This is a genomic window from Jatrophihabitans lederbergiae (assembly GCF_031845305.1).
GTDB classification, from domain to species: Bacteria; Actinomycetota; Actinomycetes; order Mycobacteriales; family Jatrophihabitantaceae; genus Jatrophihabitans_A; species Jatrophihabitans_A lederbergiae.
The window spans coordinates 18,711-45,105 of record NZ_JAVREH010000015.1 but is presented as its reverse complement, the minus strand read 5'-3'; the positions used below and the strand labels follow the sequence as shown (position 1 = coordinate 45,105).

Here is a 26,395-nt window from a genome sequence, read left to right as displayed (position 1 = left end):
TAGACTGATGAGGTCGATCCCACGGGTGGGGGCTCAGAATGGCGTTGAGAGCCCCGCGGCACGAGCATCCCGCACCGTACGCCCACCCGCACTGCACGCCCAGACGAAGGAGTACCGAGTGGCGGCTAAGACTGCGTCTTCCTACGGAGCAGATTCGATCACGGTCCTCGAAGGCCTGGAAGCTGTCCGTAAACGCCCCGGTATGTACATCGGCTCGACGGGCGAGCGCGGTCTGCACCACCTCGTGTGGGAGGTCGTCGACAACTCCGTCGATGAGGCGCTGGCTGGCTTCTGCGATCGCATCGAGGTCACTCTGCTCGCTGACGGCGGTGTCCGGGTCGTCGACAACGGCCGTGGAATGCCGGTCGGTATGAACACCGCTCAGAAGAAGCCGGCCGTCGAGGTGATCCTGACCATCCTGCACGCGGGCGGAAAGTTCGACAGCGACTCCTACGCGGTCTCCGGCGGCCTGCACGGCGTCGGCATCTCGGTGGTGAACGCGCTGTCCTCCCGGCTCGAGGTCGAGATCAGGCGTGAGGGCCACGTCTGGCGCCAGCCCTACGTCAACCAGAAGCCGGCGGCTCCGCTGGACAAGGGTGAGCCGAGCAACGAGACCGGAACGACCGTCACGTTCTGGCCGGACGTCAACATCTTCGAGACGGTCGAGTTCTCGTATCAGACGATCATCAGTCGGCTGCAAGAGATGGCGTTCCTGAACAAGCGGCTGACCATCATCATCAAGGACGAGCGGGGCGGTGAGCACGAGGCCCGCGAGGTCAAGTACTACTACGAGAACGGCATCGCCGACTTCGTCAAGCATCTGAACGCGACGAAATCACCGATCCACAACTCCGTGGTCTATTTCGAGGCCGAGGACAAGGCCCAGCGCATGTCGGCCGAGATAGCGCTGCAGTGGAACGAGTCCTACGGCGAGTCGGTCTATACCTTCGCCAACACCATCAACACCCATGAGGGCGGCACCCACGAAGAGGGCTTCCGCTCGGCGCTCACGACGGTGGTCAACAAGTGGGCCACCGAGAAGAAGATCTTCAAGCCCACCGAGGACAAGCTGACCGGTGACGATATCCGCGAAGGCTTGGCGGCGATCATCTCGATCAAGATGGCAGAGCCGCAATTCGAGGGCCAGACAAAGACGAAGCTCGGCAATTCCGAGGCAAAATCGTTCATCCAGAAGGTCTGTAACGAGTGGCTGACCGATTGGTTCGAGCGCAATCCCGCCGAGGGCCGGACCATCGTCAACAAGGCGGCCTCGGCGGCACGTGCCCGCAAGGCTGCGCAGCAAGCTCGCAAGCTGGCCCGCAAGAACGCCCTGGACACCATGGGGCTGCCGGGCAAATTGGCGGACTGCCGGTCGACCGATCCCGAGAAGAGCGAGATCTACATTGTCGAGGGTGACTCGGCGGGTGGCTCGGCCAAGTCCGGGCGGGACTCGATGTACCAGGCGATCCTGCCCATTCGCGGAAAGATCATCAACGTCGAGAAGGCACGCATCGACCGGGTGCTGAAGAACACCGAGGTGCAGTCGCTGATCACTGCACTGGGCACGGGTATCCACGACGATTTCGATCTGACGAAGCTGCGCTATCACAAGATCGTGCTGATGGCCGACGCCGATGTGGACGGCCAGCACATCACCACACTGTTGTTGACCCTGCTGTTCCGCTTCATGCGCCCGCTGATCGAAAATGGGCGCGTCTTCCTCTCGCAACCGCCGCTGTACAAGATCAAGTGGTCCAAGGGCGAGCCGGATTTTGCGTATTCCGACCGCGAGCGTGACGGCTTGATCGAGGCCGGCGAGTCCGCGGGACGTCGGCGTGCGGCCGGCGACTCCATCCAGCGTTACAAGGGCCTCGGTGAGATGAACGCGACCGAGCTGTGGGAAACCACGATGGATCCGGCCACCCGCGTCCTGCTCCGGGTCACCCTGGACGACGCGGCGACCGCCGACTCCTTGTTCTCGGTATTGATGGGCGATGACGTCGAAGCGCGCCGGTCCTTCATCGTCAACAACGCCAAAGACGTCCGCTTCCTCGATATCTAGAGCCGCCGTCCGTTGCCGCCGGGTTCCGCGGGAACTCGACGGCATCAAGGCTTTCTGTCCGGCGCTCTGAACTGCCTTAGAACGAAAGGTCACCATGACTGAGACTCCGCCGCCACCATCCACTGGCGATCGGATAGAGCCGGTCGATATCCAGCTGGAAATGCAACGCAGCTTCCTCGACTACGCGATGAGCGTGATCGTCGCGCGGGCCCTGCCCGACGTCCGGGACGGTCTCAAGCCGGTGCACCGGCGCGTGCTCTACGCCATGTACGACAGTGGATACCGGCCCGACCGCGGCCACGTGAAGTGCTCGCGCGTCGTCGGCGACGTGATGGGTAACTACCACCCGCACGGTGACACCTCGATCTATGACACCCTCGTCCGCTTGTCGCAGCCGTGGTCCATGCGCGCGCCGCTGATCGACGGACAGGGCAACTTCGGGTCGCCCGGCAACGACCCGGCGGCGGCCATGCGGTACTGCGTGGTGGGCGACACCCTGGTCGTGACGCCGGACGGCGACACCCCGATCGCCGAACTGGTGCCCGATGCCGCCTCGGACAGCACCACCGAGGTCGACTTCAAGGTCATCGGCCGCGACGGCGCTCCGGTTCGAGTCAGCGCGTTCCACCACTCCGGTGAGCATCCGGTCCTGACGGTGACGGCCGGCGGGCACTCGGTGACCGCGACCGAGAACCACCCGTTGCTGGTCGTCGGACGGGTGCACGACGTCCCGACGCTGATGTGGAAGCTGCTCGGCGAGATCTCACACCGTGACGTCCTGGTGCTTCGCCGTCCGGAATCGGATCAGCAGAGTTGGGCGAGCGCGCTGCCGATGCTTCCGGACATCACTGCCGCCTACCGCTCCGATCCCGCCCGGCACCTGCCGGACGACGGCGGCGACCCGCGGCAGTTCTCGCTGGCACCGGTGAGTTCCATCGTCGAGTCCGGCGTCCAGGCCGTGTACTCGCTGCGGGTGGACTCCACCGACCACGCGTTTCTCACCAACGGCTTCGTGTCGCACAACACCGAGGCGCGCCTGACGCCGCTGGCGATGGACATGCTGCGCGACATCGACGAAGATACCGTCGACTTTAAGCCGAACTACGACGGCCGGTCGCAGGAGCCGGTCGTCCTGCCGTCCCGCATTCCGAACCTGCTGGTCAACGGTGGCGGCGGTATCGCCGTCGGTATGGCCACCAACCTGCCGCCGCACAACCTCCGCGAGGTCGCGGCCGGTGTTACCTGGGCGCTGGATCACCCCGATGCCACTTCCGAAGAGCTACTCGAGCAGCTCATGCGTGACATTCCCGGTCCAGACTTTCCGACCAGGGGCCTCATCGTCGGACGTGATGGCATCGAAGAGGCCTACCGCACCGGGCGTGGCTCGATCCGGATGCGTGCGGTGGTCACCGTCGAAGAGGACAGCCGCGGCCGGACGATCCTGGTCATCACGGAGTTGCCGTACCAGGTCAACCCCGACAACCTCGTGGCCAACATCGCCGACCTCGCCAAAGAGGCGAAGGTGGGCGGGATCGCCGACATCAACGACGAGTCCTCCGACCGGATCGGCATGCGCATCGTCGTCACGCTGAAGCGGGACGCGGTCGCCAAGGTCGTGCTGAACAACCTCTACAAGCACACCCAGCTGCAGACGACCTTCGGGGTCACGAACCTCGCGATCGTCGACGGCGTCCCCCGGACGCTGCGGCTGGACCAGATCGTGTCCTATTACGTGACCCATCAGGTCGAGGTCATCGTCCGGCGCACGCAGTACCGGCTGCGCAAGGCCGAGGAGCGGGCTCATATCCTGCGCGCGCTGCTCAAGGCGCTGGACGCCCTCGACGCGGTGATCGCCCTGATTCGTGGTGCCGCCTCTGCGGATGCGGCCCGCACCGGTCTGATGGAACTGCTCGACATCGACGAGATCCAGGCGGTAGCGATCCTCGACCTGCAGCTGCGCCGACTGGCAGCGCTGGAGCGGTTGCGGATCCAAGAAGAGGCGGCCGAGATCGAGGCGAAGATCGCCGACTTCAAGGACATCCTGGCCAAGCCCGGGCGCCAGCGCCAGATCATTCGCGACGAACTCAACGAGATCGTGGACAAGTACGGCGACGGTCGCCGCACCCGGCTGATCGCCTACGACGGCGACATGTCGATGGAAGACCTCATCGCGGCCGAGGATGTCGTGGTCACGATCACCCGGACGGGCTACGCCAAGCGGACGAAGACCGACCTGTACCGCTCGCAACGGCGCGGCGGCAAGGGCGTGCAGGGCGCGGCACTAAAGACCGACGACCTCGTCGCGCACTTCTTCGTCTGCTCGACGCACGACTGGATCCTGTTCTTCACCAACAAGGGACGGGTGTACCGCACCAAGACCTACGATCTGCCTGAGGCGAACCGCAACGCCCGCGGCCAGCACGTGGCGAACCTGCTGGCCTTCCAGCCGGACGAGCACATCGCCGAGGTCATCACCATCAAGAATTACGAGGTGGCACCGTACCTGGTGCTGGCCACCAAGTCGGGTCTGGTCAAGAAGACCAAGCTGACCGAGTTCGACTCCAACCGCTCCGGCGGCATCGTGGCCATCAACCTACGTGAAGAGGACGAGTTGATCGACGCCGCGCTCATCTCGCCGGACGACGATCTGCTGCTGGTCAGCAAGCTGGCTCAGTCCATCCGCTTCAAGGCCGACGACGACACGCTCCGTCCGATGGGACGTGCGACATCCGGCGTCATCGGTATGAGGTTCTCCGGCGTGGACGAACTGCTGGCCATGGAGGTCGTCCAGGATGGCATGGAAATCCTGATCGCGACCGATGGTGGTTTCGCCAAGCGGACCAAGGTGGAGGAGTATCCGATCCAAGGTCGCGGCGGAAAGGGCGTTCTGACCGCGCGTATAGTCTCGACGAGAGGTGCGCTGGTCGGCGCGATGAGCGTCCGGCCAGAAGATGAGGTGTACGCGATCACGTCTGATGGCGTCGTGATTCGGACGTCGGCAGGACAGGTACGGCGAGCGCAGCGTCAGACGATGGGTGTGCGTCTGATGAATCTGCCGGAGGGTGTCAACCTGGTTTCGATCGCCCGAAATGCCGACGAACCCGAGGAGCAGGAGTAGCACGCGATGACCGAGGGCTACCAGCCACCGACCGCTCCCGGTAGCGCGAGTGGCATCAGGGCCGATCAGGACACCACGACGCTTCCCAAGGTGAGCACGCCGACTCAGGGCGCCGGCCAGCGATCTGACGGCTGGTCAGCCACCACTCCGTCTTCGGGGCGGGGCGCTTCGGCCGATGACGGTTCGCAACCCGGCCGGTACGCCGCCAATGCCACCACCACGGCTACTCCGGTCAGTTCACGGACCGCTGCCGGCGACTCGGAGTCAAGTGCCGGGTCGTCCTCGCGGGCGTCCTCGGGACGGGGCGCTCGGCAGCCACGGCGGGCTCGGCTGACCCTCAGCCACCTGAACGTGTACTCCGTCTTCAAGTTCTCGTGTGTGCTGGCGATCGTGTTGTTCTTCGTCTGGCTGATCATGATTGGCGTGCTGTACTCGGTGCTGGACTTCGCCGGCGTGTTCGGCAAGATCAACGACACCGTGCACACCATCTCCGGTGACGCCAAGACCGGCGACGTGGTGACCCCCTCCCTGGTGTTCGGCGGGGCGTTCCTCATCGGCGCGGTGAACATCGTGCTGTTCGTCGCGATGAGCACCATCGGGTCGATGATTTACAATCTGTGCGCCGATCTGGTCGGCGGTGTCGAGGTGACCCTGTCGGAGCGGGAGTAGCCGGGGTCGGTTGAGTCCGCGGATTCCCAACCGGTAGAGTCAGCTCTCGCATGTCCGGCACGCAAGTGTCCGACAGGTGACGGGCCTATAGCTCAGATGGTTAGAGCGCATCCCTGATAAGGATGAGGCCGGAGGTTCAAGTCCTCCTAGGCCCACTCTGCACAGCACGATCAGCACGGTAGACAGCGTGACCACGGCGACGTGGGACGGTACGCCCAAATTTCACACAGGGGGACCCCGTGAAGAAGTTGCTCGCTCTCGTAGCCGCTGCGGCCGGTGTCCAGTACGCACTCAAGCGCAAGAAGGGCCAGGACAGCGGCGACGTCTGGAAGCATGCAACCCGCCCCTGAGCCCTGGTGCCCGCTAGGATCAGATCTTCCCTCGGGGGACGTAGCTCAATTGGCAGAGCACTGCCTTTGCAAGGCAGGGGTTAGGGGTTCGATTCCCCTCGTCTCCACTCCGTCCACACGTCTCCGGTGACGGTGATCATCGCCGTCGAGGGGCCGAGCGCGACCGGCAAGACCACGTGGTGTTGCAGCCATGCCACTGGCCGGACCATCGACGAATACGTCCCGACCGGCTCAGAGCCTGATGCATCCGGTCCGCGTTGCACGCCCCGTATCGGATGAACACCAACGGCAACCGCGCTCAGATCGCTGCGACGACGCCGGAAAACCTGCCGTGACAGCGAACAGGGCTGCCTACGCGTTTTGAGAGATTGTGACTCGTCAGGGCCGCGCGGTGAGCACGGCTTGCACCTGCGTCGTCCGGGCGATCAGCTTTCCCGACTCGGCCGTGAGGTCGACCTCCAGGACGATCGTCGTCCGGCCGACGTGCAGTGCGCGGGCGGTGGCGGTGACCCGCCCGCTGCGAGCCGCGCCGAGAAAGTGCGTCATCGAGTCGATGGTCACCGTGCCGGTAGCCCCCTCGGGCAGGTTGGCCGCTGCCAGCGCCGCCGCCGAGTCGGCGAGGGTCATCTGCGCTCCGCCGTGCAGTGAACCCCCGATGGTGCTCCGCTCGTGCGTCACCTCGAGGGTCGCCACCACCCGCTCCTTGGTGATCTCGGTGTAGGTCACCCCAACAAAGCCGGTGAACGGCACGAGGGTGTGGATCTCGTCATTAGTCAGCATCACACTTGGCAGCCTCGCACAACCTCGGGTGTCCTTGTGCTGCGGTTCCAGCGGCGGTCCACAGGATCGGACCAGCACTAGCCAGGCGGACAAAGTCGCCTTTACAGGGCGAGAGCCACCAAGTAATGTGCGTCGAACCGCAGTTCAACTCTTGGTGGTGCGTGCCTGGTGTATCGCAAGACGTCGAACGAGCAGTCGCGCCTGGATCGCCGCCGCGACGACATCCTGTCCGCCGCGCAGCGCATCGTCCGCCAGTACGGATTCAGCGCTGCCAAGATCCGTCCCGTCGCGGTAGCCAGCGGGGTGAGCGTTGGATCGGTCTACTCCTATTTCCAGGACGTCGAGACCTTGCACGCCGAGGTCTTCGCTGCCTGCGCGGGCAAGGAGCTGGCGGCAGTCGAGGCGGGGCTCGCCACCGCCACCGACGCCGCCGGGAAGCTCCGCGTACTCGTCCAGATGTTCGCGACGAGGGCATTGGCCGCACCACGTCTTTCGTGGTCCCTTCTCTTCGAGCCGGTGTCACCCGCCGTCGAGCGCCAACGGCTGGCCTACCGGGAGCAGTACGTCCGCCTGACCGCCGAGATCATCGAGCGCGGAGTGCTCACCGCGACGTTCCCGCCGCAAAGCGTGCTCACGACCTCGCGTGCGCTTGTCGGTGCTATCTCAGAAACCCTGGTCGGCCCGCTGAATCCGATCCGGACCGAGTTCCCACAGCTGACCGATGCCGTGGTCGAGGACATCACCCAGTTCTGCATACGCGCCTCAGGTGCTGGCCCCCATGGGCCGCGCATCCCGCTCGATGATTCCAGCACACCTGGTCGCACGGCAGCCTACGAAGGGGCAGGACGATGAATCACGACGAACAGGTGTCGATTCTCAAGCGACTTCTCTGCCTGCGGGAGGAGAAGCGCGACGATAAGATGCTCGACGACGTCGTCACCATTCCGGTGACCAAGTACACCGACGCCGAGCTGTTCCGACAAGAGTTGGCGTCGACCTTCTCGGCATTTCCGCTCGTCGTCGGCAACGTCGCCACCCTACGTGAACCGGGAACGTTCGTCAGAAGCGATTGGGACGACTTCCCGTATGTGGTGGTCAGAGGCGCGGACGGGGTTCTTCGCGGGTTCTTCAACCAATGTCGCCACCGTGGTGCTGAACTCACCGCGGAGCGGAGCGGAACCACCAAAGCCTTTGTGTGCCCATTCCACGGCTGGGTGTATGGCCTCGACGGAACCCTCAAGGGCATCACCCGGTCGCGTGACTTTCCTGGCCTGGATACCTGTGCCCATGGTCTCGTCGAGCTGCCGGTGGCCGAGGCCGGCGGTCTGGTGTGGATCGGGCGCACGCCGGGTACGCCCCTGGACGTCCGGTCCTTTCTCGGTGATTTCTATCAGGACCTGGTCGACTTCGGCGTGGAATCCCTGGTTCAGTACAAGAAGACGAAGGTGGTCAAGAATGCCAACTGGAAGCTGCTGATCCAGACCTATCTGGAGGGCTACCACGTCCCCCACCTGCACCGGCACACGCTGTCAGCGGCGTTTCGCAAGGGCGCCATCGCCCATGACGAGTCCGGGCCGCACATCCGCTTGTCGGCGGCTCGCACCAACGTCGAGGACGTGCACCTCAAGCCGGAGGACGAGTGGCAGATCCTGGACTACGCGTCGGTGTATTACAGCTTCTTTCCGAACACGTTCTTCATCATGCATCCCGACTACGTGTCGATAAACATCTTCTATCCGCTTTCACCGAACCAATCCATCTGGACCCATGAGATGCTCTACCGGGCCGAAGATTTCGTGGGGCCAGCCGGTCAGGCCGCGCTCGAAAAGCGATTCGTATTCACCAACGACACGGTCTTCGGTGACGAGGATTTCGCGATCGCCGAGGATATCCAGAAGAACCTCGTCCGCGGCGCGAACACACATCACACGCTAGGCCTAGCGGAAGGTCTGTTGGCAATGTTCCAGGACAACATCGACCAGCGACTGGATCGATCGAGCACCGAGAGGACGTTGGCAGGCGATGCCTGAGATCACCGCCGTCGCAAGAGAGATCTTCGCGGCCCAACCCTTCACCGCGCTGCTCGGAGCGGAACTCACCGGAATCGGCGAGGACTGGGCCGAGATATCGATAACCATGCAGAAAGCGCTTCAGCAGCAACACGGCTACGCGCACGGCGGCGTGCTCAGCTATCTCGCCGACAACGCCCTGACCTTCGCGGGCGGTATGTCACTCGGCGGGGACGCCCTGACCTCCGAGTTCAAGATCAATTACGTCGCACCGGCCAAGGGCGAGAAGCTGGTCGCCCGCGCGAACGCGCTCTCGGTGGGGCGCCGGCAGGCGGTGTGTCAGTGCCTGGTCTATTCGAGCACGGGTGAGGAAGAGAGCCTCGTCGCGGTAGCTCAGGGCACCATCACCGCTGTCACACCGACAGCCCAGGGCTGACGGCCTGCGCTCGTCGCGCCGGAAACGAAGCCACCACGCTGCGCTCGTCATGGCTGTCAGTCACACTGGGTAGCCTGACAGCACCATGGATATCCTCGCGATCTGGCTCGGCAAGCTGACCCTGCTTGCGTTGCGCGCACTCGGGCGGCGCGGCACCGCGCTTCCCGGCCTGGTGGTCGAGAAGGTGTTTCCCCGGTTCCTGTCGCGCAGGCTCGCCCGGTTGCCTGAGGGCGTCATCGTGGTCAGCGGCACCAATGGCAAGACGACCACGACGAAGATGGTGGCGACGGTGCTGGCGCGGCGCTACCGGGTGCTGACCAACGACACCGGCGGCAACTTCGTCCGAGGCACGATCACCGCGGTGGTGCAGCACTCTGACTGGCTCGGGCGCACGCCGGCCGATGTCGCCGTCTTCGAGCTCGACGAGGCGCATGCCGTGCTGTTCTGTCAGGTACACCAGCCCAAACGGCTACTACTGCTCAATGTGCTGCGGGATCAACTTGATCGATTCGGCGAGATCGATACCACCGCTCGGTTGCTGGGCACGGTGGCCGGCCTGACCACCGGTGACGTCGTCCTGAACCGCGACGACCCCCGGTTGGTTGCCCTGGCGAGCGGCCTGAGCGCCGAGGTCAGCTATTTCGGCGTGGCGCCGTCCCTGCGCGAGCTCTTTCCGACGGACGAAGAGATGTACGGCGGTGACATCGCACTGTCGAGCGTCGCGGCCAGCGCCGAATTGCTCGACGTGGACTTGGGAATCAGCACCGAGCTCACGCTGCGCATCGGTGATGCGGTCGAGCGCATCACACTCCGGGCCGAGGGTGCGCACAACGCTCAGAACGCGGCAGGAGCGGCGGCCCTGGCGTTGACGCTGGGGCTGGGTGCCGACGTCGTCGCCGCAGGTCTGCGGTCCGTCGAGCCGGCGTTCGGCCGGGGTCAGTCCTTCCAGCTCAACGGGCGCCGCGTCGTCCTGCAGCTGGTGAAGAACCCAGCCGGCTTCCGGCAGTCGCTGCGCACCGTCGACGGCCTGCGTCCGGCCGCGACCGTCATCGCCATCAACGACGATTACGCCGACGGCCGCGACATGTCGTGGCTGTGGGACGTCGAGTTCGCCCAGGCCTTGCAAGGCAAATCCGGCTGGCTGGTGACCTCGGGAACACGCGCGGCCGACATGGCCGTCAGGCTGCACTATGACGGCGTGACGGCCGACCAGGTCGAGCCCGAGCTGGCCGGCGCGGTCGCGCGCGCCTCGCTGCAGGTGAAACACGGCGACACGGTGGTGGTCTTCTCGACGTACACCGCCATGTGGCAGCTCCATCAGGTACTCACGAAGTTGAGCGGCGCCACCAACACCAACACAGAGGCGGTGACGGCATGAGCGCCCTGACGCTGGTGCACCTGTACCCGCGCGAGATGAACATCTACGGCGACACCGGCAACGTCCTCGTCCTGCGCAAGCGGCTGGAGTGGCGCGGGCTGGAAGCGAAGGTGGTGCCGATCAACGTCGGCGATCCACTGCCCGCCGACGCCGACATCCTGCTGGGTGGCGGCGGCCAGGACGCGGCTCAGGGCGACATCGGACGGGACTTCGTCAGCCGTGGCCCGACCCTGCGTGCGATGGCCGACGACGACCTGGTGATGCTGACGATCTGCGGCACGTACCAGATGCTGGGGCATGAGTTCCTGACGAAGGACGGGGACCGCATCGAGGGCGTCAGCGTGCTCGACGTCGTCACCAAGGGGTCTGACTCGCGGCTGATCGGTAACAACCACATCGACACCACGTGGGGCCGGCTGGTCGGGTTCGAGAACCACAGCGGCCTCACCGAACTCGGCGGGGACGTCAAGCCGCTCGGCAGGACGGTCAGCGGGCGCGGCAACAACGGCAGCGACCTGACCGAGGGCGCCGTACGCGACAACGTCTTCGGCACCTACCTGCACGGCCCGGTACTGGCCAAGAGCCCCGCGTTCGCCGACGAGCTGCTCAGCCGGGCGCTCGTCCGGCGCGGGCTCGACCCCGTACTCGAACCGCTGGATGACTCGCTGGCCGAGGCGGCAGCCGACGTTGCCGTGCGGCGACCGCGGTGATTGCGGCCGCGAAGGCGATAACAGCCGTGCCGAGGGCGCCTGCGTTGACAAACAAGGCGAGAACCCGAGCGAACTTGCTCCGCACCGGCGTGGTGCTGTCCGGGCTGCTGGCCGGCTGTACGAGCGCCGCCACCACGGCGGCCCCAGCACCGGTTTCGTCGGCCAGCAGCTCACCGACGTCCGACGACAACGGCGGTGGCCTCGGTGGTGGCGCAGGTGAACAGAGCACCGCGCCTCGCAGCACGACCATGACCACGCCCGAGCCGTCGCTCGGCACCCCCAGTGGTGTGAAGGAGGTCGACGGCACCTGCCCGTACATCTCCGACCAGGACTTCGCCGACGGCGAGGGGGACCGGGTCGGCCGGGTCACGCTGCTGCAGACCAAGCCGGTCGGCTGTCGGTTCTACTTCCAGTACGACGTGAACACGGTGATCGGCGAGATCGACGTGGCGACGTTCAAGACCAGGGTGCAGGCCTACAACGCGATGGTCGGGTCCGCGAAGGGCCATCCGGAGGTGCAGTCGGATCCCGCCATCGGCGACGGCGCGGTGGCGTTCCAGAAGCCCCTGCAGGGCACCAACGCCTGGCTGTGCGTCTTCGTCAAGGACAGCACGGTGGTGACGGTCCGGACCCAGCAGCCCTACCCCGCACTGAACGCGCTGAATCTCGCGCGGACGATTGCCCCTAGATTCAAGTAGCACGTCCCACGTTCCGACGACAGGAGTTCTTTCCGTGACAGCCCCAGCAACCAAGACGGCCACCCTGCACACCTCGGCCGGTGACATCAAGGTCAACCTCTTCGGCAACCACGCGCCGAAGACGGTGGCCAACTTCGTCGACCTGGCCACCGGTGCCAAGGAGTGGACCGACCCGCGCACCCGTCAGAAGACCACCGCGAACCTGTACGACGGAACGATCTTCCACCGGATCATCGACAACTTCATGATCCAGGGCGGTGACCCGCTGGGCCGTGGCACCGGCGGTCCGGGTTACAACTTCGGCGACGAGTTCCACCCCGAGCTCAGCTTCGACCGGCCGTACCTCTTCGCGATGGCCAACGCCGGACCGAACACCAACGGCAGCCAGTTCTTCATCACGACGGTGGCGACCCCGCACCTGAACTTCAAGCACACCATCTTCGGTGAGGTCGCAGACGCCGAGAGCCGCGCGGTGGTGGACGCGATCGGCAAGGCTCGCACCGGTGCGGCAGACCGTCCGGTCACCGACATCACGATCAACTCGGTAACCATCAGCGACGCCTAGCCGTTGTCCTGACATGCAGCCGACGCAACCGCCCGCCGGACCGGACCCGAACTATGGATTCGCGGGGTGCTACCGGCACCCCGACCGGCTCACCGGCGTGCGGTGCGTCCGCTGCAACCGTCCGATCTGCCCCGAGTGCCAGCGCCCCGCCTCGGTGGGCTTTCAGTGCCCGGACGACGTCAAGGCCGGGGCAGCCACCGTGCGCGGAGGCCGGACGGCCGTCGGTGCCGCGGTCAGCTCCGGGCGGCCGTACGTCACCTGGGCGCTGATCGCCCTCAACGTGATCGTGTATCTCGTTACGGGCCTCGGCCAGGGCGGCAATCTCGTCGACAACACCGGCACCAAGTTGTTCAGCGACTGGCAGCTGGTACCGGCGCTGGTCGGGTACCAGCACGACTACTCGCGCCTGGTGACAGCGGCCTTCCTGCACGCCGGCCCACTGCACATCCTGTTCAACATGTGGGCGCTGTACGCCCTGGGCCCCGCGCTGGAGAGGGTGCTCGGCTGGTGGCGCTTCCTGGCGGTCTATGCGCTCTCAGCTCTTGGCGGGTCGGTCGCGATCCTGGTGTTCGGCAACCTCTCGCAGCCGGTCGTCGGCGCGTCCGGTGCCATCTTCGGCCTCTTCGCCGCGGCTCTGGTGCTGTCGCGCATCGTCGGGTTCGATACCCGATCGCTGCTCATCACCGTAGGTATCAACCTGGTATTCACCTTCTCGGTGCCGGGTATCTCCAAGCTCGGGCATATCGGCGGCTTCGTCGTCGGGGGCCTCGCCACCCTGGCCCTGCTGGGGTGGTCACTCGACCGCAAGCCACTCACCGGCCAGCTGCAACGAATTCAGGCGGCAAGCCTGGGCGCCCTGCTCGTGCTGCTCGTGGGTGTCGCGGTGTGGCGGGCCGAGAACATCCGCACGCAGCTGACGGGCCCCGCCGTCGTGGCCGCACCAGCGAGTTCGGCGCCGGCCGGCTCCCGGGTGGAGAGCCCGATATCGAGCAGGACCGCAGGGCACTCTTCGTCCACAGTGTGGACGGTGCTGGGGAGAACTACACCGATGTAATCACAGGCGTGGAAGAAGCTGTGGATAACTCTGTCAGCGCCAGCGCACTGCCATGCCGAGGCCGACCACCAGGAAGCCGAAGCCCACGGCGAAGTTCCAACTTCCCAGGCTGTTCATGAACGGAATGCTCTGGGCCGCCATGTAGTAGACGACGATGTAGGCCAGGCCGATGACCAGGAAAGCTGCCATCACGATGGGGTACCAGGCGGGGCTGGGCCTGAGGGCCTTCCCGCCCACGGCAGTGCTGGACGTGGCCGCCGGAGACGGCGCGTAGGGCGTCTTCTTGCGAACCTTGGACTTCGGCACGGAATCTCCTCAAAGAACGGAACTGTAAACGCTGTGAAGCCGTACCAGGACAGGCGTCGGCGCACACCGGCGGGGACGGTGCAGCTAGCGTAATCGTCGCACTGACCGTAGGCACGCGCAGGCACTGGTGGCAGGGGAGGCCGGCATGACCCGTATTCCACCGGCGCTTTTCACACGCCTGTCCGCCAGGGCTCTGTTCGACCGGAAGGGCACAAACCGGCGTTCCGGCAGCTGGCAGCTCCTGGTGCCGGTGGTGGCCCTGCTCGCCGGTTTGCTCGCCGCGACCACTGCCCATACCGCTCGCGGAACCGACCTGCGCTCGGCCGGGCGCTCCGATGTCGCGGACCTGGTCCGCCAGGCCGAGGCCAGGGCCGGCGCCGACGAGGCAACGGTGAAGCAGTTGCAGTCCCAGGTGGCGGCCCTGACGAACAAGCGCGCCCAGTCCGACAACGGGATCTCGGTCATCAAGTCCGCCGCTGACAAGCTGTCACTGCCGGCCGGCCTGGTGGCGGTGTCCGGACCGGGAATCACCCTGACGCTGGACGACGCCCACCCCAGTCAACCCGAGACGGACCCCGAGAAGGCGAACGCCGAGGTCGTCCACCAGTCCGACATGCAGGCGGCGGTGAACGCGATGTGGGCCGGTGGCGCCGAGGCGATCGTGGTGATGGGCCAGCGCGTCGTCGCCACCAGTGCGGTCCGCTGCGTGGGCAGTACCCTCCTGCTTAACGGGCGGGTTTTTTCACCTCCATTTAGCATTGGTGCGATCGGACCGGTCGACTCGATGCGGGCAGCGCTGGATCAGTCGTCCGGGCTACGGCAGTACCGCAAGGACGCCTCGTCCTACGGACTGGGCTACGAACTGAATACGAAGAGCAAGATTTCCGCCCCCGCATACGACGCTCCTGTCACGCTGAGTTACGCGACGGTGGGCCGCTGACGTCGGCGGGACGGTCGAGCGGGGGCGGTCGAGCGGGGCGGAGAGCAGTGAACCTGACGAGAGAGAGTGAAAGAGCCCTGACGAGAGAGTTGGAAAACGGATGACCGAGCAGACGAGGGGTGGTTGGGACTTCTCCGCCCGGGGCTCGGCCGCGCCGGGAGGCCTGGCAGCGGTCCAGTCCCCGCCGCCCCCACCCGTCCAGCTGCCGACCGGAAGCGCCGGGAGCCCGGGAGGCCGTCCGCCGGGTGGCGGTGACACGCTCCGCACCGTGCTTCGGGGCATCGGGCAGACCATGGTGTCGGTGGGCCTCGTCCTGCTGCTGTTCGTGGTCTACGAGATCTGGGTGTCCAACCTGTTCGCCGCCCACAAGCAAGACCAGGTTTCCAGCAAGCTCGCGACGGCCTGGAAAAAGGGGCTGGACCCGCTCAGGGGTGAGGACAAGCTGAACCTGCCTAGCGGCAGGCAGGTCGTGCTACCCGCCGGCGAGGGCTTCGCCAACCTCTACATCCCAGATTTCGGCAAGGACTTCGCCCGCACGATCGTGCAGGGCACCAAGGACTCCGATCTCGAGCTCGGCCCCGGCCACTACAGCAAGAGCCAGCTGCCCGGTCAGGTCGGCAACTTCGCCTTGGCCGGTCACCGGGTCGGCAAGGGCGAGCCCTTCCTGAACCTCGATCAGCTGCACCCCGGCGACTCCATCGTGGTGCAGACGGCGACCAACTGGTACGTCTACAAGGTCCTCGGTGACCAGAAGGCGTACGCGGCGGCGACCAAGCTGCCGGCCGGGGACGGCCGTAACAACGCCATCGACGCCGCACTGAACGTGGTCGACTCCCAGGGCGTGCCCGGCCGCGAGATCGTGTCGCCGAGCGCGATCCAGGTGATCGACCCGGTGCCCAACCACCCGGGCACGACGCCGACCCGGGCCTTGCTCACGCTGACCACGTGCCACCCCAAGTACGCCGCCGACCAGCGCATGATCGTGCATGCCGTGCTCTCCCGCGCGGTGCCCGACAAGGGATCGGCGCTACCCAAGGAACTCGCAGGAGGGACGCTCTAGATGTACGTCTGGATCTGGCGGCACCTGCCCGGTGCGACCGGGCTGCGCCTGCTGCAAGCCCTGGTGCTCGTCGCGCTGGTCTCCGCACTGCTGCTGTTCGTGGTGTTCCCGTACATCGAGCCGAGGCTTCCGGCCAACCCCATCACCGGCCCCGGCACCGTCAACCAGTAAGCCCGCGTGGACACTGGACCGGTGACCCGCATCCTGGTCGTCGACAACTACGACAGCTTCGTCTACAACCTGGTGCAGTACCTGGGCCAGCTCGGAACCGAGGTGGTCGTCCGGCGCAATGACGCGGTGACGCCGGACGAACTGCCCGGCCTGGGCGTAGACGGGGTACTCATCTCACCGGGACCGGGCACGCCCGAAGACGCCGGCGTCAGCATGGCGATGGTCGGAGCCGCCGCCGAGCACGAGCTGCCGGTATTCGGCGTCTGCCTCGGCCACCAGGCCATCGCCGCCGTGTTCGGCGGGGTCGTGGACCGCGCCCCGGAACTGCTGCACGGCAAGACCAGCGACGTCCAGCATGCCGGCCTCGGTGTGCTGGCCGGCCTGCCCATGCCGTTCACCGCCACCCGGTACCACTCGCTGGCCGTGCGCGAAGAGACCCTGCCGGCCGAGATCGAGGTGACCGGGCGCACCGCGTCGGGGGTGGTGATGGCGCTGCGGCACCGGAGCCTGCCGATCGACGGCGTCCAGTTCCATCCCGAGTCGGTGCTGACCCAGGGCGGTCACCGGATGCTGGCGAACTGGCTGCTGCGGTGCGGTGCGGACCCGGACTGGGAGCGCGTCGATGAGCTGGTGTCCGGGCTGGACACCATGCGCGCCCAGGCCTTCAGCACCGCGGTGTAATCACCGCCACTAGCTGGGCCAGCCGACTACGCGAACTGACTAGGCCAGTTCCTCGGCCAGTCCGGAGTTTGCGGCGCGTACGGCCGTCCCCGAGCGGACGAACTCCACGGCAGCCTCGATCTCTGGGGAGAGGTAGCGGTCCGGCCCGGGGCCCTGGACGGACTTCCGCAGCGCCGCTACCACCGCTCCGGTGGCGGGTCCCGGCTGCAGTGGCCGGCGCAGGTCCAGCGCGCGAGCGGCGCTCAGCAGCTCGATGGCCAGCACCCGGGTCAGCCCGTCCACCGATCGCCGGAGCTTGCGGGCAGCCGACCAGCCCATCGAGACGTGGTCCTCCTGCATCGCGCTGGACGGGATGGAGTCCACCGACGCCGGGACGGCAAGCCGCTTGAGCTCCGACACGACCGCGGCCTGGGTGTACTGCGCGATCATGTGCCCGGAGTCCACGCCGGCGTCGTCGGTGAGGAACGGCGGAAGGCCCCGGGACCGGGCCACGTCCAGCATCCGGTCGGTCCGGCGCTCGGACATGCTCGCGACGTCGGCGGCCGGGATCGCCAGGAAGTCCAGGACGTAGCCGACCGGCGCTCCGTGGAAGTTGCCGTTGGACTCGACCCGTCCGTCCAGGGTGATCACCGGGTTGTCCACGGCGGAGCGCAGCTCGTAACCCGCGACCATCCGGGCGTGCGCGAGGGTGTCGCGGGCAGCTCCGGCGACCTGCGGCGCGCACCGCATCGAGTAGGCGTCCTGGACGTAGACGCAGTCCGGGCCGGCGTGCGAGGCCACGATCGGGGAGCCGGCCAGCAGCGCTCGCATGTTGGCCGCGGCCACCGCCTGGCCCGGCTGGGGCCGCAGGGCCTGCAGGTCGGCCGCGAACACCCGGTCGGTGCCCAGCATGGCCTCGATCGACATGGCCGCAGAGAGGTCGGCCGTCCGCAGCAGCAGGTCGAGGTCGGCGCACGCCAGCAGGAGTTGGCCCAGCATCCCGTCCGTGCCGTTGATCAGCGCCAGGCCCTCTTTCTCGGCCAGCGCGATCGGCTTGATGTCCGCCGCGGCCATGGCCTGCTCGGCGCTGCGGAGCTCACCCTGGCTGTCGCGCACCTCGCCCTCGCCCATCAGGGCCAGCGCGACGTGCGCCAGCGGTGCGAGGTCACCTGAGCAGCCCAGGGACCCGTACTCGCGCACGACCGGGGTGATTCCGGCGTTCAGCAGCGCCGCGAGCGTCTGAGCGGTGTCCACCTTCACGCCGGTCCGCCCCGTGGCGAGAGTGGACAGCCGCAGCAGCATCAGCGAGCGGACCACCTCGCGCTCGACCTCGGGGCCCGAGCCCGCAGCGTGTGAGCGGACCAGGGACCGCTGGAGCTGCGCGCGGCGCTGCACCGGAATGTGTTTGGTGGCCAGCGCCCCGAACCCGGTCGAGATGCCGTAATGCGGCTCGATGTCGTCGGCCAGCGCCTCGACGATCGCGCGGGTGTCCCGCAGCGCGCTCAGCGACTCGGCGGCCAGCTCGACCGGAGCCTCCCCTCGCGCGACCGCGACCAGTTCAGCTTCTGAAACGGGGCCCACGCCCACCGACACCATTGTCATGCCCGTTATCCTGCCGCACTCCGGCAATCACGGCAGACAGCCCCGTGCTGCTGCCTCGGCGGTGGCCGTCGAGGAGACCCCGGTAGGTTCGAGGGCATGAAGGCTGTCGTCATCACCGAACCCGGCGGACCCGAGGTACTCGCATATCAGGACGTGCCGGTGCCCGAGCCGGCTGACGGCGAGGTCCTGCTCGAGGTGGCCGCCACCGCGGTGAACCGTGCGGACCTGCTGCAGCGCGCCGGAAACTACGCTCCGCCGCCCGGCGCCTCTGAAACCCTCGGGCTGGAGTGCAGCGGCCGGATCGCGGCGCTCGGTGCGGGCGTGACGGGGTGGCAGGTCGGTGACGAGGTGTGCGCGCTGCTCACCGGCGGCGGGTACGCCGAGCAGGTCGCCGTCCCGGCCGCTCAGCTCATGCACGTGCCGTCCGGCGTGGATCTGGTGACAGCGGCCGCGCTTCCCGAGGTGAGCTGCACGGTGTGGTCGATGGTGTTCGACAGGGCTCCGGCGGCGGATCTGGCGCCGGGCGAAGCATTTCTGGTGCACGGCGGCAGCTCCGGGATCGGCACCATGGCGATTCAGCTCGCGTATGCCCGGGGTGCGCGGGTGTTCACCACCGCGGGCAGCGCGGCAAAGCTGCAGGCCTGCCGGGACTTCGGCGCCGACGTCGCGATCAACTACCGGGAATCCGACTTCGCCGACGTCATCCGTGCCGAGACGAACGGCGCCGGGGTCGACGTCATCCTGGACACCATCGGGGCGAGGTACCTCGAGGGCAACGTCGCCTCGCTGGCGACGGGTGGCCGGATGGTGGTGATCGGAATGCAGGGCGGCGCCGTCGGCCAGCTCAATCTGGGGGCGCTGATGACCAGGCGCGCCAGCATCTACGCGGCGACGTTGCGAGCCCGTCCGCTGGAGCAGAAGGCTCTGATCGTGGCCGGTACCGAGGCTTCCGTCTGGCCGCTGATCGAGGCCGGTCAGGTGCGGCCGGTGGTGCACGAGGTGCTGCCGATGGCCGAGGCGGCCGAGGCGCACCGGATCATCGAGGACAGTAGCCACATCGGCAAGGTCCTGTTGAGTGCCCGATGAACGACGCCCAGTTCTTTGACCAGGTTTCCCGCTATCTAGGGCAGGATGGATCGATGACAGCTCAGGACCCGGACGGCCCGCACGACCTCCCCGCCGGCGGGGAGCCGGACGACGGCGTCGTCGTGATCGAAGGTGGTCCGGACGGCGGCGGCGGTAAGCACGAGCGGGACGTGATGTCCCAGGTCGAGCAGCCGGCCAAGGTGATGCGAATCGGCACCATGATCAAGCAGCTGCTCGAAGAGGTGCGGGCCGCTCCGCTGGACGAGGCCGGCCGGGTACGGCTGAAAGAGATCCACCAGTCGTCCATCAAGGAGCTGGAGGCGGGCCTGGCACCGGAGCTGCGCGAGGAGCTGGACCGGCTGACGCTGCCCTTCGATGACGAGCACGTGCCCAGCGAGGCTGAGCTTCGGATCGCCCAGGCGCAGTTGGTGGGTTGGCTGGAGGGCCTGTTCCACGGGATCCAGACGGCATTGTTCGCCCAGCAGATGGCCGCGCGTGCCCAGCTGGAGCAGATGCGCGGGCGGGCACTGCCGGGCCAGATCGGTCCCGCGAGGATGCCCGGCATGATGCCGGGCGACGGCGAGCACGGGACCGGCCAGTACCTCTAGCTGTCGGGCGCTCTAGCTGTCGGGTGCGAAGAGCGCTCCGATGGGGCAGTTCAGCGCGAGGGCGATGGACTCAGCCGTCTCGGCGGAGCAGGACGTCCGGCGACCGGTGACGAGGTGGTTGATGGTGGCATGGCCCAGGCTGGCCGCTCGCGCCAGGCCGCGCTCGGACCAGCCCTGTGCCTCCAGGCACATGATGAGGGTCTGCCGACTGCGTACCCGCATGGATGAACGCCTCTCGGTCAGGTCTGGTTAGGGCGGACGGCCGCCGACCGTGACGTGGTGGTGGGGCTTCCCCCTGGCGCCCCACCACCACAACCCCCGTCCCCACGGGTCCCACGGTGAACCACCACCACTGGGTCTGCGGACCTCTTCTCCTACGCCCAGCGCCGCCGCCTAAGGGGACACTCGGTACGCGGCGGCACTGGGGTTGGACGAGGGTGGTCAGCCCTCTCGGTGTTCGTCTCTTTTATCGTGGTGATATCGAAGGTCGCTTGCGTCGCACGTCTCAGTTACGCTGCGACCAAGATAGCGTGCCGTCGTGGATATACGCAATGGGTACGGATTGGCCATGCCACCGTCTACGCTTCGGTTGCCTGCCGACCCCGACCAGCCAGAGGAACACCGCAGTGACCGCGTTGTCGGACTACCTCAACGACCACATCCCGGCCAGCTGGCGCAAGCCGCAGGTGGTGGATGCGCTGCACGGCGTGGTCGACCGGGCGACGGTGTATCGCTATCTCGCGGGCAACCACCCACGCAATCCGCCCGAGCTGGTTCTGCAGGCGTTCGCCGACGCGCTTCCCGGCGCGTCCGTGAGCGAACTCCGGGCGGCGGCTCAGCTGCCGCCAGGCGTCAATGAGCCGTGGATTCCGCCGGCCGAGGCCAATCGTCTCAGTCTCGCTCAACGCCGAGCGCTGGACGCCTTCATCAAGGCGACCGTCGCCGCCTCCGCAGCGGATGAGGCCGCCGACGAACCGCTGGTGACACCGGCACCCGAACCAGACCTGACGCCACTCGAGCGGCAGCAGGCGGAGGAGTACATCGAGCACCTGCGCAGCAGGGGCCGAGGCGTCCTTGCCGACGCCGTTGCCGCCGAAACCCTTGGTTTGCCGGTACCCGCCGCAGTTCACTCTATGGCTGTGGAGGAATCGCTTCCGGGGCATCATTCGCGGAATCGAAGGTGACCAGATCCGCTTCGGTGACCACCAGCAGGTCTTCCAGGCGCTGACCGTCGCGCGGCTTTGCCGCGACGGCGACCCGTGCCTCAACACCTCCGTGGCTCAGCGCTGATCGCATCCGCGCGGCCAGCGCGTCGGCATTGGAGCCGGGGCAGTCCACCAGCAGGATGGCAAGACCCGCGCCGCCGCCGTAGTAACCGATCGCGTCGCAGCCGGCCTGCATCCGGGCCAGCTCGCTGGCGGCCCGTGGATCGTTGGTGTCGATGCGCAGGACGGACACTGTCTCAGACGCGGCGACGACGCCCCGGGCTACATGAACCCATACCCGCTCGGCCATCGGCGCCGCTTGTTCGTCTGCCTCACGTAGCGCCGTTCGGCCTGCCTTGCGCTGAATGAAGACCGCTGCTGGAAGGGATAGCCCCACCAAAGGTATGTGCAGGGAGGTCATCAGCACTTCCACCCCGGCGATGGCCAGCGTTAGCACCTCGATCCGGTACGTGCTGGGTTTGAAAAGCGGTTTCAGCGCGCCGTACTGGCCGACGGACGCGATTGCGACGCCGACCAGGCCGATGTTCACGGACATGTACGCCAACCCGGCGAGTGGCAGCGCTGCACCGTACGGCAGTGCGAGCTTGTGAAGGCTGCTTGCTGTCGCGACGGCAAGCAGCACCGCCGCAGTGCTGTACACGTATCGGTACAGCTTTGTCTGTCCACCGACGTTACGCGCGCGCCAATCGGCGAATGAGCTAGCCACAGTCACCAGGATCGCCAGTCGAAGAGGCAGCATCACGGCCGCAGCGAAGGTCCAGGTTGCCAGCAAGTTTGGACAAGTTGCACGGCCATCTTCGCCGTTTCGTAGAAAGACCCGTATTCGCTCCCACGTGATGGTGAAGACGGAGTACGCGATACTCAGCGACGCGAGAAGTGCGGCTTCCCCGAGATCGACTGCCGTGATGCTGGTAGTGCTCGTCCAGGGCAGAAGGACTGAAAGTAGTTCGACTCCGAGGAGTACCACGACGGCTTGCTTGGGCTGGCCCCACAGCGTCCACGTCGGTATCGATTTCAGTGCCTTGCGCACCCGCCCTACCCCCGACGCTCAGATACGTGTCTGATGAGTGGCACTGCGAGCTTAGGGGGTGAGGTCTGTGAACAACGTCATCTGGTCCTAAATGCACGCTGGCATGCCACTGATAGACCGTACATACTTCGCGTGCAGTCTGTTGAGGCGAGCGTAGCGGATGGGCTCGACATTGTCCTGGAGCGCTGGGGACAACGCACTCCAGGACAATGTCGCGCGGACCCTCAAGCGAGCAAGGACCGGATGAGCTTGGCGACCGCGTCCTGGTCGTTCGTCTCGGTGAGGACGGTGTCGGCGGCCGCAATGGCTGACGGGTGCGCATTCGCCACGGCGTAGGAATGCCCGGCCCACTCCAGCATCGGCACGTCGTTGGGCATGTCCCCGACCGCGGCGACCTCCTCGCGCGCAACCCCGTGCGAGGCCGCGAGCGCGGCGAGCCCGCTGGCCTTCGTGATGCCGGTGGCCGAGATCTCGACGAGCGCGGAATGGCCCGACCTGGTGACGGTGACGTGCTCACCGACCAGCACCTCGACCAGGTCCATGAACTCGTCCGGTTTCATCTCACGCCCCTTTGCCAGCAGCTTGACCGCCGGCCGGTCGAGCAGGTTCTCCAGCTCCACGACGCTGGCCGGGGGCATCTGGCGTCCGGTGCGGGTAGCGCCCGGCGCGGGGGTGATCTCCCAGTCGTGCCGGTACTCGGGCTCGTACGCGAACTCCAAGCCGTACTCCATGGCGAAGCGGACGCCGGGGATCTTCTCGCGTAGCACCGTCGTGACCTGCGACAGCATCTCGGGATCGAGGGCATGCGAGGCCAGCACCGTCTCGGTGTGCAGGTCGTACGTCAGCGCGCCGTTCGCTCCGACAGCCACCCCAGTGTGCCCGGTCTCGGTCGCCACCTCGTGCAGCCAGCGGGGCGGCCGCCCCGTGACGAACGCGATGATGAGGCCTGCCTTCTCGGCGTCGGCCAGCGCCACACGGGTGGCATCGCTGACGGTGTTGTCACTACGCAGCAGCGTGCCGTCGAGGTCACTGGCCAGCATCCGGACGCGGGCAGGCCGCGAGGTCATCGGCCGGCCGGCGGGGTGAGCAACTCGCGGCCGCCGAGGTAGGGCCGCAGCGCTTCGGGGACGTAGACGGAGCCATCGGGCCGCTGGTGGTGATCGAGCAGGCAGGCGATCGTCCGAGCGACCGCGCACAGCGTTCCGTTCAGGGTCGCGACGTGCTCCACCCTCGACTTGCCCTCGGCGTTCGAGCGGGACCGGATGTTCAGGCGACGAGCCTGAAAGGTGGTGCAGTTCGACGTCGAGGTGAGCTCGCGGTACGCCGACTGGGACGGGAACCAGGCCTCGATGTCGAACTTGCGGACCGCCGAGGAGCCGAGGTCACCGGCCGCCACGTCGATCACGCGGTAGCTGAGCTCCAGGGCATCGAGGAACTCCCGCTCCCACGCCAGCAGCCGCTGGTGCTCGGCCTCCGCCTGGTCGGCAGGGACATAGGAAAACATTTCCACCTTGTCGAACCAGTGCACCCGGATGATGCCCTTGGTGTCCTTGCCGTACGAGCCGGCCTCGCGGCGGAAGCACGCTGAGAAGCCCGCGTAGCGCAGCGGCAGCGAGTCGGCGTCCAGGATCTCGTCCGAGTGGTAGCCGGCGAGCGCGACCTCGGAGGTGCCGACCAGATAGAGGTCGTCGTCGGCGAGTTTGTAAACCTCGGCGGCGTGTGCGCCCAGAAAGCCGGTGCCCTCCATGGCCTCGGGCTTGACCAGAGCGGGCGCGATGACGGGCGTGAAACCGAAGGTGTCCGCCTTGGCCATCGCCAGGTTGACCAGCGCCAGCTCCAGCTGCGCGCCGATGCCGGTGAGGAAGTAGAACCGCGCTCCGGACACCTTGGCGCCGCGCTCGGTGTCGATCGCCTTGAGCCTGTTCCCGATCTCGAGGTGGTCCTTCGGGTCCTCGATCGTGGGCGGCGTACCGACCAGTTCGAGCGTGACGAAGTCGTCCTCGCCGCCGGGCGGGGCATCGGGCGACGCCACGTTGGGGACGGCGAGGTGCGCCTGCCGCAGCGCCTCGTCCGCTTCCAGCTGGGCTGCCTCGGCCTCTTTGACCGTCGTGGACAGTTCCTTGGCCCGCTGTAGGACGGCAGGGCGCTCATCGGGCGTGGCCGACCGGACCGAGTTGCTGATGGCCTTCTGCTCGGCGCGGAGGCCGTCGGCCCGGGCGACGGCGGCACGACGTGCCTCGTCCGCCGCCAGCAGCGCATCCACCGCGGCCTCGTCGGCGCCGCGGGCGCGCTGTGACGCGCGAACCAGGTCAGGGTGCTCGCGCAATATCCGGAGGTCGATCACGAACACCACGATATCGGCCTGCGCTACGCCGTTTCGCCAGTGCACGGAGGTGGGCTCGATGTCGTCAGATGTTAAATCCCGGTGAGGGTTTGCATAACCATCGGTCGTCGTGAATCGTTCGCGCTGTGCACGATGCCACCCTGCTGTTCATCGTCGTGATAGCTGCACTTGCCTTCGATTTCACCAACGGTTTCCACGACACCGCCAACGCCATGGCCACCTCGATCGCCACCGGCGCGCTCAAGCCCAAACCAGCCGTCGCGCTGTCGGCTGCGTTGAATCTGGTGGGGGCGTTCCTGTCCATCAAGGTCGCCGCCACCATCGCCAGTGGCATCGTCTCGTCCACGGCGATCACGCTGCCGATCGTCTTCGCGGGCCTGCTGGGGGCGATCACCTGGAACATCGTGACCTGGTCGTTCGGACTGCCGTCCTCGTCCTCGCACGCGCTGATCGGCGGCGTCATCGGCGCCACCCTCGTATCGGCCGGCACCTCGGCGGTGCACGGGCACTCCATCGTCGCCAAGGTCGTCGTACCGGCCGTGCTGTCGCCGGTCATCGCGGGCCTGGTGGCGATGCTCGCCACCCGCCTCGCGTACCGGATCGCCCGCCCGGACGAGCAGCCCCGGACGCACCGGTACTTCCGCTACGGCCAGCTCGCCTCGGCGTCCCTGGTGTCGCTGGCGCACGGAACCAACGACGCGCAGAAGACCATGGGCGTCATCACCCTGGCGCTGATCGCCGACCACCGCATCGGCGCGCACGCCGATCCGCCGGCCTGGGTCATCGTGGCCTGTGCCGTCGCCATCGCCGCCGGGACCTACCTCGGCGGCTGGCGGGTGATCCGAACCATGGGTCACCGGCTGACGCACATCGAGCCGCCGCAGGGCTTCGCGGCACAGACGGCAGCGGCCGCGGTGCTGCTCACCGCCACCCAGGGTGGCCTGCCGCTCTCGACCACTCACATCACGTCCGGCTCGGTGCTGGGCAGCGGAGTGGGCAAGAAAGGTGCCAAGGTCAGCTGGAGCGTCGCCGGGTCGATGATCGTCGCCTGGGTGCTGACGCTGCCGGCCGCGGGCCTGGTAGCGGCCGGAATCGGGCTGATCGTCGACGGCGGCGGGTCGCTGCAGGTTTCGATCGTTACCGTGGTCGCGGTGCTGGCGCTGCTCGGCGTGTGGGCCTGGTCCCGCCGCCACCCGATCACCCCGGACAACGTCAACGAGTTCGACCACGCCGACCGGGCGCTGATCGACATCGAACGGTCCCTTCTCGAGAGCAAGGCCGGAGCATGAGGTCCTACGTCGACCTGGCAGTCCTGCGCAACGTCGTGGTGGTGGCGCTGGTGGCGGGGACCGGGATCACGGTGCTGTTCGCGGTCGCCGTACGGTCACTCGTCGCCGCCGAGGAGCATCCCGGCGGGGCAGCGGCGGGGCAGCGGCTGATCGCCGTGGGCTGCCTGCTGATCGTGCTGGCCGCGGTCGCCATCGGACTGTGGGCAGTGCTCGCCAAATGACACGCCTTGCTGAGTGGCACGCC

27 protein-coding genes and 2 tRNA genes are annotated in these 26,395 nt (G+C 66.9%); 22 read left to right on the top strand and 7 right to left on the bottom strand.

Features of this window, described 5'->3' with window-relative positions:
- The first annotated feature begins 118 nt into the window (after positions 1-118).
- From gyrB to RM423_RS12615, 5 genes are all read left to right on the top strand, one after another.
- Positions 119-2,062, top strand: a complete 1,944-nt coding sequence (gene gyrB, locus RM423_RS12635) for a DNA topoisomerase (ATP-hydrolyzing) subunit B (RefSeq protein ID WP_311423387.1) — start codon at positions 119-121, stop codon at positions 2,060-2,062.
- Positions 2,063-2,156: 94 nt separating this feature from the next.
- Positions 2,157-5,180, top strand: a complete 3,024-nt coding sequence (gene gyrA, locus RM423_RS12630; protein ID WP_311423386.1) for a DNA gyrase subunit A — start codon at positions 2,157-2,159, stop codon at positions 5,178-5,180.
- Positions 5,181-5,186: 6 nt separating this feature from the next.
- Entirely contained in the window at positions 5,187-5,849 is a 663-nt protein-coding gene (locus RM423_RS12625; protein ID WP_311423385.1) for a DUF3566 domain-containing protein, read from the top strand.
- 81 nt (positions 5,850-5,930) lie between these two features.
- Positions 5,931-6,004, top strand: a tRNA-Ile gene (locus RM423_RS12620).
- Between the two features lie 229 nt (positions 6,005-6,233).
- Positions 6,234-6,306, top strand: a tRNA-Ala gene (locus RM423_RS12615).
- Positions 6,307-6,577: 271 nt separating this feature from the next.
- Here the strand turns inward: RM423_RS12615 and RM423_RS12610 are convergent.
- Positions 6,578-6,979, bottom strand: coding sequence for a PaaI family thioesterase (locus RM423_RS12610; RefSeq protein WP_311423427.1), 402 nt, complete (start codon positions 6,977-6,979; stop codon positions 6,578-6,580).
- Between the two features lie 168 nt (positions 6,980-7,147).
- Here RM423_RS12610 and RM423_RS12605 point away from each other — a divergent pair, with 168 nt between their 5' ends.
- The 8 genes from RM423_RS12605 to RM423_RS12570 all read left to right on the top strand — a co-directional run bounded on the left by RM423_RS12605 (position 7,148) and on the right by RM423_RS12570 (position 13,829).
- Entirely contained in the window at positions 7,148-7,831 is a 684-nt protein-coding gene (locus RM423_RS12605) for a TetR/AcrR family transcriptional regulator (RefSeq protein ID WP_311423384.1), read from the top strand.
- Entirely contained in the window at positions 7,828-9,009 is a 1,182-nt protein-coding gene (locus tag RM423_RS12600; protein ID WP_311423383.1) for an aromatic ring-hydroxylating oxygenase subunit alpha, read from the top strand. The genes RM423_RS12605 and RM423_RS12600 overlap by 4 nt, the downstream gene beginning before the upstream one ends.
- Positions 9,002-9,424, top strand: a complete 423-nt coding sequence (locus tag RM423_RS12595; protein WP_311423382.1) for a PaaI family thioesterase — start codon at positions 9,002-9,004, stop codon at positions 9,422-9,424. The genes RM423_RS12600 and RM423_RS12595 overlap by 8 nt, the downstream gene beginning before the upstream one ends.
- An 85-nt stretch (positions 9,425-9,509) precedes the next feature.
- Positions 9,510-10,802: a MurT ligase domain-containing protein gene (locus RM423_RS12590; protein WP_311423381.1), complete on the top strand. Its 1,293-nt coding sequence runs from the start codon at positions 9,510-9,512 to the stop codon at positions 10,800-10,802.
- Positions 10,799-11,512: a type 1 glutamine amidotransferase gene (locus RM423_RS12585; protein ID WP_311423380.1), complete on the top strand. Its 714-nt coding sequence runs from the start codon at positions 10,799-10,801 to the stop codon at positions 11,510-11,512. Before RM423_RS12590 ends, RM423_RS12585 begins: the two co-directional genes overlap by 4 nt.
- A gap of 74 nt (positions 11,513-11,586) precedes the next feature.
- Positions 11,587-12,210, top strand: coding sequence for a hypothetical protein (locus tag RM423_RS12580; RefSeq protein ID WP_311423379.1), 624 nt, complete (start codon positions 11,587-11,589; stop codon positions 12,208-12,210).
- Positions 12,211-12,244: 34 nt separating this feature from the next.
- Positions 12,245-12,775 (top strand): peptidylprolyl isomerase, encoded by a 531-nt coding sequence (locus tag RM423_RS12575; RefSeq protein ID WP_311423378.1) that lies wholly within the window; start codon positions 12,245-12,247, stop codon positions 12,773-12,775.
- 13 nt (positions 12,776-12,788) lie between these two features.
- Positions 12,789-13,829, top strand: a complete 1,041-nt coding sequence (locus RM423_RS12570) for a rhomboid family intramembrane serine protease (protein WP_311423377.1) — start codon at positions 12,789-12,791, stop codon at positions 13,827-13,829.
- Between the two features lie 33 nt (positions 13,830-13,862).
- Here RM423_RS12570 and RM423_RS12565 read toward each other — a convergent pair whose 3' ends face one another.
- A complete protein-coding gene (locus tag RM423_RS12565) occupies positions 13,863-14,135 on the bottom strand; it encodes a cell division protein CrgA (protein ID WP_311423376.1) in 273 nt (90 codons plus the stop codon).
- 145 nt (positions 14,136-14,280) lie between these two features.
- Between RM423_RS12565 and RM423_RS12560 the strand changes: the two genes are divergently transcribed.
- From RM423_RS12560 to RM423_RS12545, 4 genes are all read left to right on the top strand, one after another.
- Entirely contained in the window at positions 14,281-15,075 is a 795-nt protein-coding gene (locus RM423_RS12560; protein WP_311423375.1) for a DUF881 domain-containing protein, read from the top strand.
- Positions 15,076-15,175: 100 nt separating this feature from the next.
- On the top strand, positions 15,176-16,135 hold the full coding sequence (locus tag RM423_RS12555) for a class E sortase (RefSeq protein ID WP_311423374.1): 960 nt from the start codon (positions 15,176-15,178) through the stop codon (positions 16,133-16,135).
- On the top strand, positions 16,136-16,306 hold the full coding sequence (locus tag RM423_RS12550; RefSeq protein ID WP_311423373.1) for a hypothetical protein: 171 nt from the start codon (positions 16,136-16,138) through the stop codon (positions 16,304-16,306).
- Positions 16,307-16,327: 21 nt separating this feature from the next.
- Complete coding sequence (locus RM423_RS12545; protein WP_311423372.1) at positions 16,328-16,987, top strand: aminodeoxychorismate/anthranilate synthase component II; 660 nt, start codon at positions 16,328-16,330, stop codon at positions 16,985-16,987.
- A 39-nt stretch (positions 16,988-17,026) separates the two neighbouring features.
- Here RM423_RS12545 and hutH read toward each other — a convergent pair whose 3' ends face one another.
- Positions 17,027-18,568: a histidine ammonia-lyase gene (gene hutH / locus RM423_RS12540; RefSeq protein ID WP_311423371.1), complete on the bottom strand. Its 1,542-nt coding sequence runs from the start codon at positions 18,566-18,568 to the stop codon at positions 17,027-17,029.
- A gap of 96 nt (positions 18,569-18,664) precedes the next feature.
- On the opposite strand from hutH, the gene RM423_RS12535 reads away from it, so the two are divergent.
- Complete coding sequence (locus tag RM423_RS12535; protein WP_311423370.1) at positions 18,665-19,654, top strand: NAD(P)H-quinone oxidoreductase; 990 nt, start codon at positions 18,665-18,667, stop codon at positions 19,652-19,654.
- Positions 19,655-19,707: 53 nt separating this feature from the next.
- The gene (locus RM423_RS12530) at positions 19,708-20,262 is read left to right on the top strand and encodes a bacterial proteasome activator family protein (RefSeq protein ID WP_311423369.1); all 555 of its coding nucleotides are present in this window, start codon (positions 19,708-19,710) and stop codon (positions 20,260-20,262) included.
- A gap of 12 nt (positions 20,263-20,274) precedes the next feature.
- On the opposite strand, the gene RM423_RS12525 is transcribed toward RM423_RS12530, so the two are convergent.
- On the bottom strand, positions 20,275-20,484 hold the full coding sequence (locus tag RM423_RS12525) for a helix-turn-helix transcriptional regulator (RefSeq protein WP_311423368.1): 210 nt from the start codon (positions 20,482-20,484) through the stop codon (positions 20,275-20,277).
- Between the two features lie 404 nt (positions 20,485-20,888).
- Between RM423_RS12525 and RM423_RS12520 the strand changes: the two genes are divergently transcribed.
- Positions 20,889-21,446 (top strand): hypothetical protein, encoded by a 558-nt coding sequence (locus RM423_RS12520; RefSeq protein WP_311423367.1) that lies wholly within the window; start codon positions 20,889-20,891, stop codon positions 21,444-21,446.
- On the opposite strand, the gene RM423_RS12515 is transcribed toward RM423_RS12520, so the two are convergent.
- From RM423_RS12515 to serS, 3 genes are all read right to left on the bottom strand, one after another.
- Positions 21,394-22,518 carry a hypothetical protein gene (locus RM423_RS12515; RefSeq protein ID WP_311423366.1) on the bottom strand — a complete coding sequence of 375 codons (1,125 nt, stop codon included), beginning with the start codon at positions 22,516-22,518 and terminating at the stop codon, positions 21,394-21,396. The two genes, RM423_RS12520 and RM423_RS12515, sit on opposite strands and share 53 nt — an antisense overlap.
- A gap of 224 nt (positions 22,519-22,742) precedes the next feature.
- Complete coding sequence (locus tag RM423_RS12510) at positions 22,743-23,585, bottom strand: Cof-type HAD-IIB family hydrolase (protein ID WP_311423365.1); 843 nt, start codon at positions 23,583-23,585, stop codon at positions 22,743-22,745.
- Positions 23,582-24,862, bottom strand: coding sequence for a serine--tRNA ligase (serS, locus tag RM423_RS12505; RefSeq protein ID WP_311423364.1), 1,281 nt, complete (start codon positions 24,860-24,862; stop codon positions 23,582-23,584). Before serS ends, RM423_RS12510 begins: the two co-directional genes overlap by 4 nt.
- 125 nt (positions 24,863-24,987) lie before the next feature.
- Here serS and RM423_RS12500 point away from each other — a divergent pair, with 125 nt between their 5' ends.
- Both RM423_RS12500 and RM423_RS12495 read left to right on the top strand, forming a co-directional pair.
- Positions 24,988-26,151: an inorganic phosphate transporter gene (locus RM423_RS12500; protein WP_311423363.1), complete on the top strand. Its 1,164-nt coding sequence runs from the start codon at positions 24,988-24,990 to the stop codon at positions 26,149-26,151.
- A complete protein-coding gene (locus RM423_RS12495) occupies positions 26,148-26,372 on the top strand; it encodes a hypothetical protein (protein WP_311423362.1) in 225 nt (74 codons plus the stop codon). The genes RM423_RS12500 and RM423_RS12495 overlap by 4 nt, the downstream gene beginning before the upstream one ends.
- Positions 26,373-26,395 lie beyond the last annotated feature (23 nt).